We start from the raw sequence: 17,343 nt of genomic DNA on the forward strand, positions 1-17,343 counted from the left end.
CCGGCTCCCACAGGGAATCGCATTCCAATGTGGGAGCCGGGCTTGTTGTGGCGAGGGAGCTTGCTCCCGCTGGGCTGCGAAGCGGCCCCAAAATTCTTGGGAGCGCTGCGCTCTGGAGCGCCAGCCCGATCCAGCGGGAGCAAGCTCCCTCGCCACAGGGTAGATGTACTTATTCCAGCGCCGCCGCCGGGCCGAAGAACTCGTAGCGCGCCTGCTGCTCCGGCACACCCAACGCCTTCAGATGGCGTTTGATCGCCGCCATAAAGCCTTTAGGCCCCAGGAAGTACGCATCCAGGTCACGTTCCTCGGGTAACCACGCCGCCAATTGCTCCTGGCTCAACAGCCCCACCTTGTCCGCCGCAGGGCTCACGCCGTCGTCCTCGGCATAGCAGTAAAAGCGTTTGAGCTGCGGGTGCCTGGCCGCCAGGGCATCGACCCAATCACGGAACGCATGCACGCCGCCGTTGCGGGCGCAGTGGATAAAGTGCACCGGGCGCTCGGTTGCCAGGGCCGCTTCAAGCATGGGCAATGTGGGGGTGATGCCTACCCCGCCGCTGATCAGCACCAGCGGTTTATCGCTGGCCGCCAGCGTGAACTCACCCGATGGCGGGAACAGGTCGATGGTTGCACCGACATGCATCTGGTCATGCAGGTAGTTGGACACCCGCCCACCGGCCTCGCGTTTGACGCTGATGCGGTACAGGCCCGCATCGCTCAGGGCCGACAGGGAATAGTTGCGGCGCACTTCTTCGCCGTCCAGCACCAGCTTCATGCCGATGTACTGGCCCGGCGCGGCTTGCAGGATCGGGCCGTTGTCCACAGGGGCAAAGTAGAAGGAGATGATCTCGTCGCTCTCCTCCACACGCTTGACCAACAGGAATGGCCGCGCACCGCGCCAGCCGCCCGGCGCCTGGGCTTTTTCATCGTAGATGGCCGCTTCGGCGCCAATCAGGATGTCGGCCAACTGGCCGTAGGCCGCGCCCCAGGCATTCATCACCTCAGGTGTGGCGATCTCGCTGCCGAGCACTTCAGAGATGGCGCGCAGCAGGCAGGCGCCCACAATCGGGTAGTGTTCCGGCAGGATCTGCAAGGCCACATGCTTGTTGATGATCCTGGCCACCAGGTCACCCAGTTGGTCCAGCTGATCGATGTGCCGCGCATACATCAGCACGCCATTGGCCAGCGCACGGGGCTGGTCACCGCTGGCCTGGTGGGCCTGGTTGAACAGCGGGCGAACTTCTGGGTATTCGCTGAGCATCATGCGGTAAAAATGCGTGATCAGCGCCTCGCCGCCGCTCTCCAGCAGGGGCACAGTGGATTTGACGATGGCACGGTCTTGGGCACTAAGCATGGCAGACTCCTGGGTCTCTTTACTGATTACCTTTACCTACTCAGCATTCGTGCCAACTAATTAATCGTTATAATTCAATAAGTTAAATATAATGTAGTCAGTATGACTCCCTACACCTTATAGTCACAAGGACTACAAGGAGTCATTATGACTGCACAATCGCTGCTCACCACCCTGCTGCCCCTGGTCGCCGACCTGTCCCGCGAACTGCCCGAGGGCGAGCGCTATCGACGCCTGTTGCAAGCCATGCGCGCACTGTTGCCGTGCGATGCCGCCGCGTTGTTACGCCTGGACGGTGAGTGGCTGGTGCCGCTGGCAGTGGATGGTTTGAGCGCCGATACCCTTGGCCGTCGCTTCAAGGTCAGCGAACACCCGCGCTTTGAAGTGTTGCTGAGCAGCGCTGGCCCTACCCGGTTTGACAGCGACAGCGAACTGCCCGACCCCTACGACGGCTTGGTCGACGGCCTGCACGGGCACCTGGAAGTGCACGACTGCATGGGCTGCCCGCTGTTTATCGACGACCAGCCCTGGGGCCTGCTGACCCTCGACGCGCTGGACACCGAGCGTTTCGAACGCGTTGAGCTGGATGCTTTGCAAGCCTTTGCCAGCCTGGCGGCGGCCACGGTCAATGTCGCCGAACGCATTGAGCGCCTGGCATTACGCGCCGAAGACGAACATCAGCGCGCCGAGATCTACCGCCAGGCCAGCGGCCAACAGCACAAGGAAATGATCGGCCAGAGCAAGGCGCACAAGCGTCTGGTCGAGGAGATCAAGCTGGTGGGCGGCAGCGACCTGACCGTGCTGATTACCGGCGAAACCGGGGTCGGCAAGGAGCTGGTCGCCCAAGCCATCCACGCCGCGTCCCCGCGTGCGGACAAGCCGATGATCAGCCTCAACTGCGCCGCGCTCCCGGAAACCCTGGTGGAAAGCGAACTGTTCGGCCACGTGCGCGGCGCCTTTACCGGCGCGTTGAATGAACGCCGTGGCAAGTTCGAGCTGGCCAATGGCGGCACCCTATTCCTGGATGAAGTGGGCGAGTTGTCGCTGACCGTGCAGGCCAAATTACTGCGCGTCCTGCAAAGCGGCCAGTTGCAGCGCTTGGGTTCGGACAAGGAACACCAGGTGGATGTACGCCTGATTGCCGCCACCAACCGCGACCTCGCCGAAGAAGTGCGCAATGGCCGCTACCGCGCCGACTTCTACCACCGCCTGAGCGTGTACCCGCTGCAAGTGCCGGCGCTGCGCGAGCGCGGGCGGGATGTGTTGCTGCTGGCGGGGTACTTCCTGGAGCAGAACCGTTCGCGCATGGGCCTGGGCAGCCTGCGCCTGACCAGCGACGCCCAGGCCGCGCTGCTGGCCTACAACTGGCCGGGCAATGTGCGGGAGCTGGAACATTTGATCGGGCGCAGCGCGCTCAAAGCCCTGGGTAACTGCCGCGAGCGGCCGAAGATTCTGAGCCTGAGCGCCCAGGACCTGGACCTGCCGGACGTCAGCGCGCCGGCTATCGAAGCACCGCTGCAAGCGCCGCTGGCCGCGACCGGCGACCTGCGCCAGGCTACCGAGCACTACCAGCGCCAGGTCATCAGCGCTTGCCTGGATCGCCACCAGCACAACTGGGCCAGCGCCGCCCGCGAACTCGGCCTGGACCGCGCCAATCTTGGCCGCATGGCCAAGCGCCTGGGCCTCAAATAGCCCAACTGTGGGAGCTGGCTTGCCTGCGATGGCGGTGGGTCAGCTAGCTCAACTTTGACTGACCCACCGCCATCGCAGGCAAGCCAGCTCCCACATTAGATTGCCTTCGCCTTTAAGATTGGGTGAACCGACCGAGGCTTTCTGAACACCAACACATTCCCCAACATCACCAGCACCAGCCCCATCAGCGCCGGGGCCGTCCACTGGTATCCCTCGGCAAACGCCGACACGTTCAAAGCCACCACGGGAAACAGCACCGTGCAATACGCCGCCCGCTCCGGCCCCATGCGCCCAACCAGGGTGAGGTAGGCGGTAAAGCCGATCACCGAACCCGGAATCACCAAATACCAGAGCGCGCCGATATACCGCGCACTCCAGTCCATGTCGAAGGGAATGCCGCGCACCGCACAGTAAGTCGCCAGCATCAAAGCGCCATAGGCCATGCCCCACGCGTTGGTGGTCAGCGGCTTGAGCCCGGCCTTCTGTTGCAGGCTCGAGAGCATATTGCCCGCCGAGAAACACATCGTCCCCAACAATGCCAACCCCAGGCCGAGCAAGGTCTGCGGGCTGGCGGTATGCCCTGCCAGTTCCGGCCAGAATAGAAAGCCCAGCCCCAGCAACCCCAGCGCGCCGCCCATCAACACGTTACGTGCTACGCGCTGGCCAAAAAACACCCGGGCATTGAGGGCGTTCCACAACGTGGCGGTAGAAAACACGACTGCCACCAGACCGCTCGGGATCCATTGGCTGGCGGTCAGGAAGCACATGAAGTTGACGCAGAACAGGCACAGCCCCTGCGCCAGGCAGATCAAATGCCCGCGCCGGTTCATCACCTGCAACTTGCGGCTGAGCAGCAACAGCGCAAACAGCACCAGCGCCGCCAGGCCGAAGCGGTAGACGATCGACACGGGAATCGCCACGACGCCCAATTGCCATTTGAGGGCGATCCAGGTGGTGCCCCAGATCAGCACGGTGAGTAAATACAGGAAAAGGTTCATAGCGGGCTCCGTCGATTGAGGCACAGTGTCCCTTGGCAGCCGGCCGGCGCTCTTGCACATTCTTGCGCTTTTGTCGGGCGCAGGGATCACAGCTATCGCCGGCGGGAGTAGGATGCAAGGCGTCGGAGAGCACAACCATGCCAGATCTGGAATCCCTGCAAGTCTTTCAAGCCCTTAACCGCTCGCCCAACGCACGCCTGGAAGCCTGCGCCGAGCTCGGTGACGGTTTGTCTGCGGCCTTGTGGAGCAACCATCACGACTCGCAGGACTACCAGGCGCCGACCCATCACACCTTGTCCTGCTACATCGGCGGCGGCACCGGCACGTTTCGGCGCGATCAGCCTGGCACCAAGGGCGGCCCGGATAAACTCTGCATACTGCCCGCCGAGCACCAGTCGGCTTGGGTGATCAACGGTGAGATCCGCCTGGCCCACGTGTATTTCAGTCCCGAGCAATTTGCCCTCGGCTGCGTCACGTTGCTCGATCGCGAACCGCGGGAACTGCAACTGCGCGAAAGCACCTTCCTCGAAGACGCCAGCCAGGCCCAACGCTTTCACCAACTGATCGCCCTCAACTGGAAGGAGCCCGCCGAGCGCCTGCTGACCAGCAGTCTGGCCCATGAAATGCTCAGCCACACCTTGCTCAGCCAAGTCGGCGCACGCGATGGCCTGCGTTTGAAGGGCGGGTTGGCGGCGCATCAGCGGCGGCTGTTGGTGGAGTTTATCGACCACCACCTGGAAGACCCGATCAGCCTCGGGCAACTGGCCGGCCTGTGCGCGCTGTCGGAATACCATTTTGCGCGAATGTTCCGCCAAAGCTTCGGCCTGCCGCCCCACCAGTACCTGTTGGCACGTCGCCTGGCGCGTGCGCAAGCCCTGTTGCGTGGCGGCGCCCTGCCCCTTGGCGAGATTGCGTGGCGGTGTGGCTTCTCCAGCGCCAGCCACTTTACCCACCGTTTTCGCCAGGCCATGGGCGCCACGCCCGGGGAATACCGCCAGGCGTTCTGCGCCTAAACCATCAAGCCCAATGTCTTGGCCTTGGCCACCGCTTGGGTGCGTCGCTCAACGCCGAGCTTGCTGTGGATACGCCGCGCGTGAGTCTTGACGGTGTGCAGCGAGATAAACAGCCGGTCGGCGATTTCCAGGTTGGAGTTGCCTTGGGCGATCAGCTGCAGCACTTCCAGTTCGCGTTGGCTCAGCGGGTTTTCCACCACGCCACTGGGCGCCGCCGGGGTTTCCAGGCCCAGCTCAATCAATAGCCCCGGCGCACGCAAACGCAGCTCGCGAATCGCCTGCTGCACCTGGCAGCGTTGCGCCAGCTCCAGCCCGGTTTGCAGGGCGCGCCGGGCCACGGCTGAGTCGCCCAACTGCCAGGCCACTTCGCCCAGCACCAGGTGCAGCTCAGTTTCCAGGCAGAGCATGCCGCGTAGTTGGGTGGTGTCGAGCAAGGCATACAGGCGCTCCATAGGCTGAACGGCCACACCCAGCTTCACCTCGGCCAGCACCAGCAAGTACTCCAGCCGTGGAATCAGTTCCAGCGTAGCCGGCGGTGCTTGCCGGGCCTGTGGCCCACGGAAGTGGCGCAGCACCCGGCGCACTGCTTCCACGGTCAGTTCGGCACGGCCCTGTTGCAACCAGAAGTGCCCACTGACCAACAGCAGCACCGCGCGGTACACCGAGTCCGGCACATGGCGTTGCTGCATCAAGCGCTCCGCTTCGCGCAACTGGGCAAACGCCTGGGCGTAATCGCCATGGTTGGCCGCCAGCAACGCCAGGCCGAGAAACCCATAGAGCACGCGCTTGTCCTGGCTGTGCAGGCACAGGCTCAAACCGCTCTCGAAGCATTCACCGGCGAGCGCGTCCTGGCCTTGGCGCAACGCCAGATGCCCGCGCCGCAGGGCGATACGCCCTACCAGTGGCCCCGCCTTGAGGCGCTGGCGCGCCAGCATCGCCTGCACATTTTCCAGCAGGCTTTGCGCCCGATACGGTGCACCGCGTTGCTCCAGCAATTGCGCATGATCCAGTTCCAGCAGCGCTTCCAGCACCAATGAACCATGGGCACGCGCCAGGCACAGCGCTTCGCGGTTCAAGGCTTGGCCCACGTCCAGCTCGCCGCGCAGCAAGGCTTGCTGGGTCAGGCCCGAAAGGCACATCAGCCGGGAAGTCCAGGCGCTGTCGGGCAACGCTTGCAAAGCCTCCAGAAAATGCTCGCGGGAGCGCTCGGCATCCCCATTGAGGTGCAACAACCAGCCCCATTGCGCCTGCCAGCGCGCCAGTAAATGCCGCTGTTTCGCCGCCGTCGGCTGTGGTGCAAACCGGGCAAGCTGGTCGATGCACACACCGGCTTGCTCAAAGCGCCCGGCGAACAACAATGCGGCCGTCACCAGCCCCATCAGTTGTGCGGAGCCAAGCATCAATTCATCGCCATGTTGCTCATGCAGACGCAGCAACAGCTGCGCATTCTGCTGACGGAACAAGTCTTCAAAACTGAAGTGTTGCAACAGGCTCACCGCCATCTCAAACGCTTCGGCCAGCAAGGCCTGTTCAAACGCGGCTTGCCAATCGCACTCGGCGGTAAACCATTGGCAGGCACGCCGATGCCAGGCGCGCTTGGCCGGCCAGGGCTCATCGCGCAGCAAGCGTGCGAGCGGCGCAAAGACCTGCAGCCAATCGGTGGTGTCTTCCCAGGGCTGGATAAAGGCGCCCAATGCCTGCAACTCCCGCAGGTAGTCGGCGCCGTCGCCAGCGCCGAACAGGTGCTCACACAGGCCCGGGTTGAAGCGCGGCAGGTGCGCCAATACCCGCCAGGCCTCAGCCAACTCGACCGGCAAGGTGCGCAGCAGTTCGTGTTGCAGGTAGTCGAGCAAGGTTTTGTCCGGGTGACCATCACCGAGCAAGGCAATGCGTACACCGGCGCACCAACCGCCGCTGAACTGCATCACGCTGTCGAAGCTTTGCCCGCCGCCGAGCAGTTGCTGGACTTGCGCCGGGCTGAAGTTCAGCTCGCTGCACACCAACAGTTCATCGTCGAGCAACAACCGCGGCCAGTTGCATGCCGGTCGCCGCCGCGCGCCCAGCCACCAGGTCAGCGCCGGGCTGGCGACACTGAGCAGGCGGTCGAGCAAAGCATCCAGCTCGGGCGCGGGCAGGCGGCAGTAATCATCCAGGAACAACCACGCCGTGGGCTGCCAGCGGCTGAGGTCAAGCAACAAGGTAGCTTCATCGACAAACGCCAGCCCCAGGTTGTGCGCCAAGCGTTGGCACAACTCATCGGGGCTCAAAGCCGCACCATTGAGTGGCAGCCAATAGACCTGGCAACCCTTGGGCGCCTGCAAGGCACACTCGGCCAGTAACGCGCTTTTGCCACTGCCACCCGGCGCGCACAGCAACTTCACCCTCACGGTTGCTGCGAGCAACGGCTCGGTCAATTGCGGGCGTAACAGGTGATGGGCGGACAGCCGTGGCATGAATCCAGGACGGTCCAGGCAGCGGGTCATGGCGGTCATTGCTGCATCCTGCGTTTTTATTGTTATGCAACCTGACGCCACCCTAGTCCTGTGGTTGGCGGTTGTTGAAGAAGTATTCAGCAGGGTGATTGAAGGGCATTAATTAAAGGCAGAATGCAGACAACTGTGGGAGCTGGCTTGCCTGCGATGCAGACACCTCGGTCTAACAGGCATACCGAGGTGATGCTATCGCAGGCAAGCCAGCTCCCACACAAGCTCGCTCCCATATTTTATATCTGAGTCAGCGAACGCCCTCGGACCGTAGCGCTGCTGGCGTGTAGTCCGCCGCCTTGGCCGCGAAGCCGAACACGAAACTGCGCTTTTCCTCATTCTTCATGCCGAGCGCGATGTAGCGCCCGGCAATGATGTCGTACAGGGTTTCCACGGTGTAGGCCGGCACTTGGTGGTCGTAATAGAACTGCGCATGGCCTTCAGCAACGCGCCACAGTTGGCCTCGCCCGTCGTAGTGGTCCACCAGCGCGACCTGCCAGCTGTCTTCGTCAATGTACATGTGGCGCTTGGCGTAGATGTGCCGCTCGCTCGGCTTGACCGTGCCGACCACTTCCCACACGCGGTGCAGCTCGTAGCGGGTGAGGTCCTGGTTGATGTGCCCGGCCTTGATGATGTCGTCGTACTTGAGGGTCGGCGAATCGAGCTTGTAGCTGTTGTAGGGGATGTACATCTCTTTTTTGCCGACCAGTTTCCAGTCGTAGCGGTCGGGCGCGCCGGAGAACATGTCGAAGTTGTCGGTGGTGCGCAGGCCATCGGAGGCGGTGCCCGGGCCGTCATACGAGACTTGCGGTGCACGGCGCACGCGGCGTTGGCCGGCATTGTAGATCCAGGCCAGACGCGGCTCCTTCACCTGGTCGAGGGTTTCATGCACCAGCAGCACGTTGCCCGCCAGGCGTGCGGGCGCCGTGACCGATTGCTTGAAGAAGCTCAGCACGTTGGCCGCCTTGGCCTGGTCGATGTCCGGGATGGCTTGCGGCACCGCCACTTCTTCTTCGAAGCGAATCGGCGTGTAGCTGCCATTCGTTTGCGGGGTGGCCTGGGTGATGATGCGCTTGAGGTTACCGCCGTGATAACGGGTGATGTGGTTCCACAACACTTCCACGCCATTTTTCGGGATCGGGAACGCGTAGTAACGGTTGCCGGTGAAGTTTTCCAGGCCATTACCGTCGTTAATCGCGTGCACGTTCAGCGCGCTGCGCTTGATCGACTCGTAGATATCCGGCGGCAGGTTGACCGTGCGATGGGTCGGGTACACCGGGATCTTGTAGGTCTCGGGGTAACGCTTGAACATCGCCACCTGGCCGTCGGAGAGCTTGTCTTTGTACTTGTCGACCGTGGCGGCAGTGATCACGAACAGCGGTTTTTCATTGGCGAACGGGTCGGCCAGAAAGCCTTTGCTGTCCACCGCGCCAGCGTTTTTCGGGATGCCGCCGGTCCAGGCCGGGATCGAACCGTCGGCGTTGCCGGCTTTTTCGGCGCCGACCGGCGTCAGGGTGGTGCCGAGCTTGGCGGCCTCTTCGGGCGAGACGGCGGCCATGACGTGGGCGGCCAGTACACTCAGGGCCATCACTGCAAATAGCTTACGCATAGGTTGTTGTCCTTCCTTAAACCAAGTCAGAAGTTCACGCCGAAGCTGAGGGCGATAAAGTCGCGGTCGGTGAGGGTGTTGTAGTCACCGCCGAAAAAGTCGGTGTAGCTCAGGCTCGCGGTGTAGGTGTTGCGGTAGTCCGCATCCACGCCGACGCTGATCGCCTTGGCGCCTTCGTTGAAAATGCCGTTGGGGCCGTAGCCGCTGACGTCATGGGACCAGGACAGGTTGGGCTTGAGGTTCACCCCGGCGAACACGTTGTTGTAGTCGAGGATCGCGCGGGCGCGGTAACCCCAGGAGTTCGCGGTGACGAAGCCGTCGGTGTCGCCGCCGAAACCATAGGCGCCATACACCGAATCGCGGCCATAACGCAGTTTGGTCTTGGCTTCCAGCCCGCCGACGTGCACATAGGCCGCCTCGCCCACCAGCGTCAGGCGTTCGGCGCCCAACACCTGGTCGAAGAACTGGGTCATGGTGCTCTGGATCTGGGTGATTTCCTTGCGGCGGTAACCTGAGTTGTCCGAGCCGAACGAACTGCGGATCGGCGAGGCGGTTTGGCCGGCAATCGGGTTGACCAGCGCCAGGGTCAGGTCGGTGGTGTTGAGTTGCACCGGCGCATTCGGCCGATAGCTGATTTCGCCGGTCCAGGCCGTGCCGGTGGGCAAGGTGGTGGAGAAACTCGCGCCGTACAGGCGGATGTCTTCCGGGTAATCGAGGTAATACTGGCCACGCCCGAGCATGGTGCTCTGGGCCAGGCCCGAACCACTGCCGGGCGCGATGGCGTTGGCAGTGCTGACGATGCGGCCGATGGTGGCCAGGTTGGTGTTGGCGGTAATCGTGCCCACCGTTGGCGTGCGGCTGTGGTAGTTCATGAAGTAGAGGCCGTACTCGGTGTCATCGCCCAGCCAGCGCAAGGCCGCACCGAACTGGCCGCCATCGCGCGCTTCGCGGTCGTTGGCGCGCTGCACCACCACGCCTTCGCGCGTCACCTGAAAGCCCTGGCCAAATGCTGCGGCCACCGGTTGCAACGGCGCAATCGCCGGGCTGCCGACCGTGTAGTTGCCATTGCAGCCGTGAGCCACTACATCGTTACCGAAGAAGGTGCCGCAGTTATCCACCACGGTGTTTTCCCAGTTGAGTTGGTAAAAACCTTCCACCGACAGCTGGTTAGTCAGGCTTTGGGACGCGAACAGCATGTTGACCGGAATCAGGCCTTCCTTGATCTCGGCGCCTGGGCGGCGGAACGCCGAGACGTCGATGGGGTTGATGCTGTTGATCGAGTTACCGATAAACGTACTTTCACCCCAGCTCACCACCTGTTTGCCGACCCGCACGGCGCCCGGCAAATCGCCGATGGAATAGTTGTGATACACAAAAGCATCCAGCAGCTCGTAGCCGGACGAGCGCGCGCCTTCGTCGCGGTGGTTGTTGCTGATTTGCTTGAACTCGCGGTTTTCGTCCTGCAGTTCGAAGTCGTACCAGTACTTGCCGCGCACAAAGATGCCGCTGTCGCCGTACTTAAGCTCCAGGTCGTGAATGCCCTTGAATATCTTGGAGAAGGTCTCACCCTTCTTGAAGTTCAGCCGCCCGTCATCACCGGTGGACGCCTGCCCCGTGCCGCCGTTGGGAATGCCCACCAGCTTCTTGTCAGCATCGCGCATGCCCCAACTGGCGCCGACCGACAGCGAGGAATCGAATTGCCCTTCGATCTCGCCGATGTTGAATGAAACAGCCTGCGCCTGGGCGCAGAAACCCAGCGCAACCGCCGTGGCCAGCGCCTGTGGCGTGAAGATGGCGCGCATTGTTGTTTTTGTCATGCGTCTTCCCCGGTGAGTGACAGAAGGCCCCACCCTACTGCCGCCCCTCGGGAGCGATAAGCGCACCAAAGGGGTATTCGTGGTGTCGCTCGAAAGGATGAACAGGCGCTCTGGCCGCGGTTTGGGCGCCACCATGGATCAGGCAGATGGCGGATTATCAGGAGGATGGATAGCGCGCCGGCGATAATTACCGAAATTGCAACAGTCCTTGTCCTGAACTGCTATTACTCATTTTGTTACAACCGACTATTCTTAACGCACTTTCAGGGCAGATGGCCCGCTTGGGTAAATCCAGGAAAAGTCTGATTCCAATAGATTGGCCTAATGTTTCAATCTATTACCGCTGTTCACTGACGTTGATTTGTCGCTCCTTGATCCAACGTCTTACTTCGGCCGCTGCGTTTGCAGCGGCCTTTTTTATACCCAAAATAAAACGGGGCGCCTTTAGCGCCCCGTTTTATTCAACTGTGTTCAAGCAACGATCAGAGGCTGAACTTCTGCAAATTGGCCATCATCTCTTTCAACGCTTCGATGTTGTCCTTGGGGTGCGCAGCGCCTTCGAAGTCGCAGATCTGCGCCCAGTGCGCCGCCACATCGTCGGGTGAGAACCCGGCCTCAGGGTCAAACCCCACGCCCAGGCTGCGCTCCCAGCGGGTTTTGCCGATCCAGCCGCCGCCGACTTCAAACAAGCCCGAGGTGTCCTGGCACGCCTCGCTGCCCAGGTACACCACCAACGGGCTGACCAGTTCCGGCTTGAGGCGTTCGAACACCTGCGGCGGGATCAGGCCTTCGGTCATGCGCGTGCCGCCGGTGGGGGCGATGGCATTGACCAGGATGTTGTTCTTGCGCCCTTCCAGCGCCAGGGTGCGGGTCAAACCGTAGAGGCCCAGCTTGGCCATGCCGTAGTTGGACTGGCCGAAGTTGCCATAGATGCCCGAGGTGGACGCGGTAAAGATCACGCGGCCATAACCCTGCTCGCGCATGTGCGGCCAGGCGGCGCGGGTAACTTTGTAGGCACCTTCGACATGCACGCGGTACACCAGGTCCCAGTCACTGTCGTCCATTTTGTGGAAGGTCTTGTCGCGCAGGATGCCGGCGTTGTTGACCACCACGTCGACACGGCCGAACACGTCGAGTGCGTGCTGGACGATCTTGTCCCCCTCGGTTACGGAGTCATGGTTGGCCTCGGCAGTACCGCCCGCCTCGCGAATCTCCGCCACTACACGGTCGGCGGCCGAGGCATTCGCGCCTTCGCCCTGGGTCGAGCCGCCGAGGTCGTTGACCAGCACTTTGGCCCCGTGCCTGGCAAACAGCAGCGCATGGGCACGGCCCAGCCCGCCGCCGGCACCGGTGACGATCACGACCTTATCCTGGAACTGCACTGACTCACTCATACCGAACTCCGTTGGCGACATTGGCAATGGGTTGAGTGTCACGCACGCAGCCTTTGGTCACAATAAACACGGCCGAGGCTGAATGGTGCTCAATAAGACAGCGCGATGATCAACCGGCTGTTGTGGCGAGGGAGCTTGCTCCCGCTGGGCTGCGCAGCAGCCCGGGATTGGCCTCAGGAGTAGGCCACTCGCGGCGCCGGCTGACCGATACGTTCGCGAAACGCCAAATAATGCTTGAGCACCAGCACCGGCGCTTCGATCTGCGGGTAGTGGCCGATATTGGTCAGTAATACCGAGTCGGCATTGGGCACCAACTGGCGATAACGCTCCACCATATGCGCACCGGAAATGGGATCGACTTCGCCGTCGATTACCCGCAGCGGCACTTCATTGCGTTGCATCGCCGCCACCCAGCGTTCACGCAGACGGCGGCGCTGGGGAATGTAGGCAATCAACTTATGCAGGATACGCGGGCCGTCATTGCAGTTGATCAAGCTCCAGAAGTCATCCAGTGCACTTTCACTGGGCCGCGTGTTCGGGCCGAAAATCTGGCTGAAACTGTTCGACAAAGCGTTGCGCCCAAAGGCACGGCCGATCATCCAGCCGAGTGGGCTGAGCAAGAGTTTCTGCACCAATGCCGGGCGATGGGTCTCGGGAAACAGCCCACCATTGAGGAACACGCAGCTGGCCATCAGGAAGCGGCCGTCGTAATGGCGCGCCAGTAATTCCTGGGCCACGCTGTCGCCATAGTCATGGGCCAACACATGCACCGGCCGCTCCACACGCAGGTGTTCGAGCAGCGCCTGTTGCAGGTCCGCCTGCTCCAGCAGGCAATAATCGTGGTTCAGCGGCTTGGCCGAATCGCCAAACCCAAGCATGTCGCAGGCGATCACCAAGTTACGCTGGGCCAGGGGCTGCCACAGGTAGTGCCAGTCCCAACTGGCGGTGGGAAAGCCATGAATCAATAGCAACGGCTCGCCCTGCCCCGCCACCCAGTAACGGATCATGTGGCCACGGAAGAGAAATTCCTGGCCACGTTTGCGCCAGGCTCTGAGCGGTATCTCGGCGAGTGGCATCAGCTTTTATACCCGGGATCTTGCAGGTCCAATTTACGCAACAGCGCCGGCCACGCCAGTGCACCACCCATACCTTGCGCGCTCTTTGTGACAACCGCCACCATCGCCTTGGCACCCGCCAGAATCTGCGGCTCAATGGCAATTAATTCGGCGCCGCCGTTTTGCGCCAGCACCTGGATGTCGCAAGCGCGCTGGAAGGTGAACATCATTAAAAACGTGTCAGCGATCGAACCAGCGCAGGTCAACAGACCGTGGTTGTGCAGCATGAGGAAATTGTTGTCGCCCAGGTCCGCCTGTAAGCGGGCTTTTTCTTCAGGGTTGAGCGCCACGCCTTCATAGGCGTGATAGGCCAGGCTGGACAAGACAAAGGTGGATTGCTGGCTGATCGGCAGCACGCCCTGCTTCTGCGCCGACACCGCAACGCCCGCGGCGGTGTGGGTGTGCAGCACACAGACCACGTCGTGGCGCACTTCATGGATGGCACTGTGGATGGTGTAGCCGGCGGGGTTGATCTCGTAAGGGCTGTCCATCAGCTTGTTGCCGGCCTGATCAACCTTGACCAGGCTCGACGCCGTTATCTCATGAAACATCAAGCCATAGGGGTTGATCAGGAAATCATCGGTACCCGGCACCTTGGCGGAAATATGCGTGAAGATCAGGTCGTCCCAGCCATGCAGCGCCACCAGGCGATAGCAGGCCGCGAGGTCGACGCGGGTCTGCCATTCGGCAGCGCTGACCTGGTCTTTGACATTCTGTGGCGATAGAACAGGGGCTAGGCTCACGGCAACAACCTCCTTGGTTCGCGTTCTTATTATTTTTCTGGATGAGGAGCCAGTCTAGTCAGGCGCGATGACGCAAGGAGTTGCCTTGGCAGCCAGCTTGATGACTGAGCGAGTCAGTCATGAGAATAGTACAAACGGTGTCAGAGAAGTGCCGCCAATAAAGGCACGGCGAACAGGTTGAGCAAGCCCGTCAGCACGAGCCAGAACACCGGCATCAGCTTGCGCTGGGGCATTGCCTTTATCTGGCGTGGCGGGCCTTGCTGCGTGAATTCCCGGTCAAGCGCGCAGTGCCGTGACCAATTCGGCCAGCCAAGGCTCGGCGTCGGCTTCCGGGGTCACGCTTTCGCTGGCGTCCAGGCGCAGCATCGGCAGCACTTCGCGTACGCCCAGTTCGGCGAACAGTTCGCGCATTTGCTCGCCGCCACCGCAGAACGTGTCGCCATAGCTGGCGTCGCCCAGGCCGATCACCGCACCGGGCAGGTCGCGCCAGGCGGCTGGCAGTTGGTCACGAATGGTCGAATACAGCGGTTGCAGGTTGTCGGGAAGTTCACCCATGCCGGTGGTCGATGTGACCGCCAGGAATGCCTCGGGGGCAAAGGCTTGCACGTCGGCCAAGGTGGCGCGTGGGTTATGCCAGGCTTCAAAACCGGCGGCGTTGAGGATACCGGCTGCGTGGCGGGCGACTTCTTCAGCTGTGCCGTAGACCGAGCCGGAAAGGATGGCGACTTTCATCAATCTGATCCTGTAGTTGAGCGAAAGCGTGGGATATTAGCAGCTGACACAAATATTTCAGTGCACACCGTGCAACATTCAAAAGTTGCCATAGAATTCAGGCTTTAAAAACATGCGATGGATTGCTCAATGATCAACGCCAACCTGATGCAACTGGTGATCAACGCTTCTAACGACGGTATCGTCGTCGCCGAACGTGAAGGCCAGGACAAGCCGCTGATCTACGTGAACCCGGCGTTCGAGCGTTTGACCGGTTACACCCTGGACGACATCCTGTATCAGGATTGCCGCTTCCTGCAGGCGGGTGACCGTGACCAACCGGCGCTGATGGCCATTCGTGAAGCCCTCGACAGCGGTGGCGCCTGCCGGGAGATACTGCGCAATTACCGCAAGGACGGCACGCACTTCTGGAATGAGCTGTCGCTTTCCACGGTTTACAACAAGGCCGACAAGCAAACGTATTTTGTCGGTGTGCAAAAAGACGTTACGGTTCAGGTGAAAGCGCAGCAACGCATCGCTCAGTTGGAAGCCCAAGTGGCCGAGCTTAAAGATGAGCTGGCGGCACTCAAGGCGACGAGCGGAATTAACAAAGTGTAAAAAATGCGGTCTTTAGAGCGATAATGGCTTTTTAATGCCTCACCCTTGAGCTACATCAATGCAACGCGACGCGCTATTGACGCAGGACGAGCTGGATTTTATCCAGGACATGCAGCACAACCCGCAACTCAACCTGCGGGATGCCTGGTCGAGCCTGACCGTTAATGGCGGTGCGCAGATTCGCGATTTGCTCACGCGCCTGGCCGCTCACGACCACGTCACCATCCAGGCACAGTTCGACAACCAGCAACTGACCTTCCCGCTGCATTTGGTGGAAGACGAGTTTCATGCGGTGCATCTGCGCTTGGGCGTGCCGAGCATTTTTGAAGATGGGCCAATGATCCGTCCATGGCGCCTGGCGCTTGAAGCCCCCGTGGCGATGGAAAACGTCAGGGGCAACCCTGCCGCGCTATGGGTGCATGAGGTGTCATTCAAGGGCGTACTGGTGGAAATTCGCGGTCGGGTCAAACCGCCGAAAACCTTTTCCCTGTGGTTCAGCCCGTCCGGTTACGAGCGTATTGCCTTGCGCGGCACGCTGGAACGGGAAACCGCGCGGGGTCTGTTCGCTTATCGCCTGAGCCAGAGTGACGCGAATGAGATCGAACGGTTACGCCAGTTCATCCTGCATCAGCACCGGTTGGTCCATCCGCACGTACACGCCTGAAATCAACTATCCAACTGGCCTGCAAGAAACTGCTGCAAGCGGCTCTGCATCTGGCGCCCTTCGCTGCCCAGGCAGCCGATAGACGAACCGGCCAGATCACCCTCGGCCAGGTCCGCAGCGGCACCGGCCAGGAACAGTGGGCAATCCAGGGTCAACGCCAGACGGTTCAGGCGCGCTGCCAGATCATGGTTATGCCAATGGTTGGAGAAAATCACCAGCGCCTTGGGCCGGATCTTTTCACACACCAATGTCAGTTCATCAAAGGGCTGGCCCATGCCCAGCACTTTCACCGGCGTGTCTTCGTGACTGAGCATCAGCGCCGCTACCAGCAGTTCCAATTTACGGCATTCGCCAGGCATGGCCGCCAGCAACACCCGCGGCGCGAGTGGGGCACTGGCAAGCTGCAAGCGCTCAAAGGTACGCATGCGCAGGAAGGTGTCGTAAAAAAGCCATTCACTGGCCTGGCCAAAATGCCCCTGGTGGCGCATCAGATCGCTCCAGAGGGGCATCAGGATGTCCTGGAACGCAACGTTCAGCGGGTAAGTCGCGAAAACCTGACCGTACAGGCTTTCCAATTGGCGATCGTCAAAGGCTTTGACCGCCTGCAGCAACCGCAGCCGCCACTGTGACCACTCACTCTCGTCGACCTTATCGCCCTCGGCACGAATGGTCTCAGCCTGCTGATCGTCACGGGCGAGGATCTTACCGACCTTGCTCACGGCCACGCCGCGTTCAATCCAGTCGAGAATACGATTGACGGTCACAATATCGGCGCTGGAGTAGAGCCGATGCCCGCTTTCGGTGCGCGTTGGCTGGATCAGGCCATACCGCCGCTCCCAGGCTCGCAGTGTGACCGGGTTCACACCTGTCAGTCTTGACACTTCACGGATCGGAAACAGCTCATCTGAGACGGTTGATTCCAGTTGCGAAATGCTATCAATGGGCACATTAATCACGGGCATTTTGAGCCAAAAAGCCAACGTTATTTGGGGTCCCATTTAACGCCTTTCTACCTGTCCTTTTCAAGGCCGTTACTTTTCGGACCACTGCCGCTGGCGTATTTCTTCAAAACAGGAATAATCCTTGCCTGCTTTTTGGTGATGGTCTTACCCGACCGCCACCTTAGTGCGCCACC

General features: G+C 61.3%; 14 protein-coding genes. 4 read left to right on the plus strand and 10 right to left on the minus strand.

All coding sequences use genetic code 11. From position 1 onward, the window contains the following. Positions 1–169: 169 nt before the first annotated feature. On the minus strand, positions 170–1,351 hold the full coding sequence (hmpA, locus tag HU759_RS25290; RefSeq protein ID WP_186618068.1) for an NO-inducible flavohemoprotein: 1,182 nt from the start codon (positions 1,349–1,351) through the stop codon (positions 170–172). 147 nt (positions 1,352–1,498) lie between these two features. Here hmpA and norR point away from each other — a divergent pair, with 147 nt between their 5' ends. Next, positions 1,499–3,043, plus strand: a complete 1,545-nt coding sequence (gene norR, locus HU759_RS25295; protein WP_186618067.1) for a nitric oxide reductase transcriptional regulator NorR — start codon at positions 1,499–1,501, stop codon at positions 3,041–3,043. Between the two features lie 95 nt (positions 3,044–3,138). Here norR and HU759_RS25300 read toward each other — a convergent pair whose 3' ends face one another. Then, positions 3,139–4,041, minus strand: a complete 903-nt coding sequence (locus HU759_RS25300) for a DMT family transporter (RefSeq protein WP_186618066.1) — start codon at positions 4,039–4,041, stop codon at positions 3,139–3,141. A gap of 137 nt (positions 4,042–4,178) precedes the next feature. On the opposite strand from HU759_RS25300, the gene HU759_RS25305 reads away from it, so the two are divergent. Further along, positions 4,179–5,054 carry an AraC family transcriptional regulator gene (locus tag HU759_RS25305; RefSeq protein ID WP_138453523.1) on the plus strand — a complete coding sequence of 292 codons (876 nt, stop codon included), beginning with the start codon at positions 4,179–4,181 and terminating at the stop codon, positions 5,052–5,054. Here HU759_RS25305 and HU759_RS25310 read toward each other — a convergent pair. The 7 genes from HU759_RS25310 to HU759_RS25340 form a co-directional block, all read right to left on the minus strand. Further along, positions 5,051–7,546: a LuxR C-terminal-related transcriptional regulator gene (locus HU759_RS25310; protein ID WP_186618064.1), complete on the minus strand. Its 2,496-nt coding sequence runs from the start codon at positions 7,544–7,546 to the stop codon at positions 5,051–5,053. The two genes, HU759_RS25305 and HU759_RS25310, sit on opposite strands and share 4 nt — an antisense overlap. 241 nt (positions 7,547–7,787) lie before the next feature. Next, positions 7,788–9,146, minus strand: a complete 1,359-nt coding sequence (locus HU759_RS25315; RefSeq protein WP_017135078.1) for a DUF1329 domain-containing protein — start codon at positions 9,144–9,146, stop codon at positions 7,788–7,790. 26 nt (positions 9,147–9,172) lie between these two features. Further along, positions 9,173–10,963 carry a DUF1302 domain-containing protein gene (locus HU759_RS25320; RefSeq protein ID WP_099549448.1) on the minus strand — a complete coding sequence of 597 codons (1,791 nt, stop codon included), beginning with the start codon at positions 10,961–10,963 and terminating at the stop codon, positions 9,173–9,175. A gap of 482 nt (positions 10,964–11,445) precedes the next feature. Further along, positions 11,446–12,357 (minus strand): SDR family oxidoreductase, encoded by a 912-nt coding sequence (locus HU759_RS25325; RefSeq protein ID WP_017135080.1) that lies wholly within the window; start codon positions 12,355–12,357, stop codon positions 11,446–11,448. Between the two features lie 173 nt (positions 12,358–12,530). After that, positions 12,531–13,433 (minus strand): alpha/beta hydrolase, encoded by a 903-nt coding sequence (locus tag HU759_RS25330; protein ID WP_176992546.1) that lies wholly within the window; start codon positions 13,431–13,433, stop codon positions 12,531–12,533. Then, complete coding sequence (locus HU759_RS25335; protein ID WP_017135082.1) at positions 13,433–14,215, minus strand: class II aldolase/adducin family protein; 783 nt, start codon at positions 14,213–14,215, stop codon at positions 13,433–13,435. The genes HU759_RS25330 and HU759_RS25335 overlap by 1 nt, the downstream gene beginning before the upstream one ends. A gap of 276 nt (positions 14,216–14,491) precedes the next feature. Then, complete coding sequence (locus tag HU759_RS25340) at positions 14,492–14,947, minus strand: flavodoxin (protein ID WP_099549446.1); 456 nt, start codon at positions 14,945–14,947, stop codon at positions 14,492–14,494. A gap of 129 nt (positions 14,948–15,076) precedes the next feature. Here HU759_RS25340 and HU759_RS25345 point away from each other — a divergent pair, with 129 nt between their 5' ends. Then, positions 15,077–15,544 carry a PAS domain-containing protein gene (locus HU759_RS25345; protein WP_017135085.1) on the plus strand — a complete coding sequence of 156 codons (468 nt, stop codon included), beginning with the start codon at positions 15,077–15,079 and terminating at the stop codon, positions 15,542–15,544. A 58-nt stretch (positions 15,545–15,602) separates the two neighbouring features. Continuing rightward, positions 15,603–16,208 carry a hypothetical protein gene (locus tag HU759_RS25350; protein ID WP_017135086.1) on the plus strand — a complete coding sequence of 202 codons (606 nt, stop codon included), beginning with the start codon at positions 15,603–15,605 and terminating at the stop codon, positions 16,206–16,208. A 2-nt stretch (positions 16,209–16,210) separates the two neighbouring features. On the opposite strand, the gene HU759_RS25355 is transcribed toward HU759_RS25350, so the two are convergent. After that, positions 16,211–17,170: a MerR family transcriptional regulator gene (locus HU759_RS25355; RefSeq protein WP_176992544.1), complete on the minus strand. Its 960-nt coding sequence runs from the start codon at positions 17,168–17,170 to the stop codon at positions 16,211–16,213. Positions 17,171–17,343: the final 173 nt, after the last annotated feature.

Source organism: Pseudomonas sp. OE 28.3, from assembly GCF_014268205.2.
Taxonomy (GTDB): Bacteria; Pseudomonadota; Gammaproteobacteria; order Pseudomonadales; family Pseudomonadaceae; genus Aquipseudomonas; species Aquipseudomonas edaphica.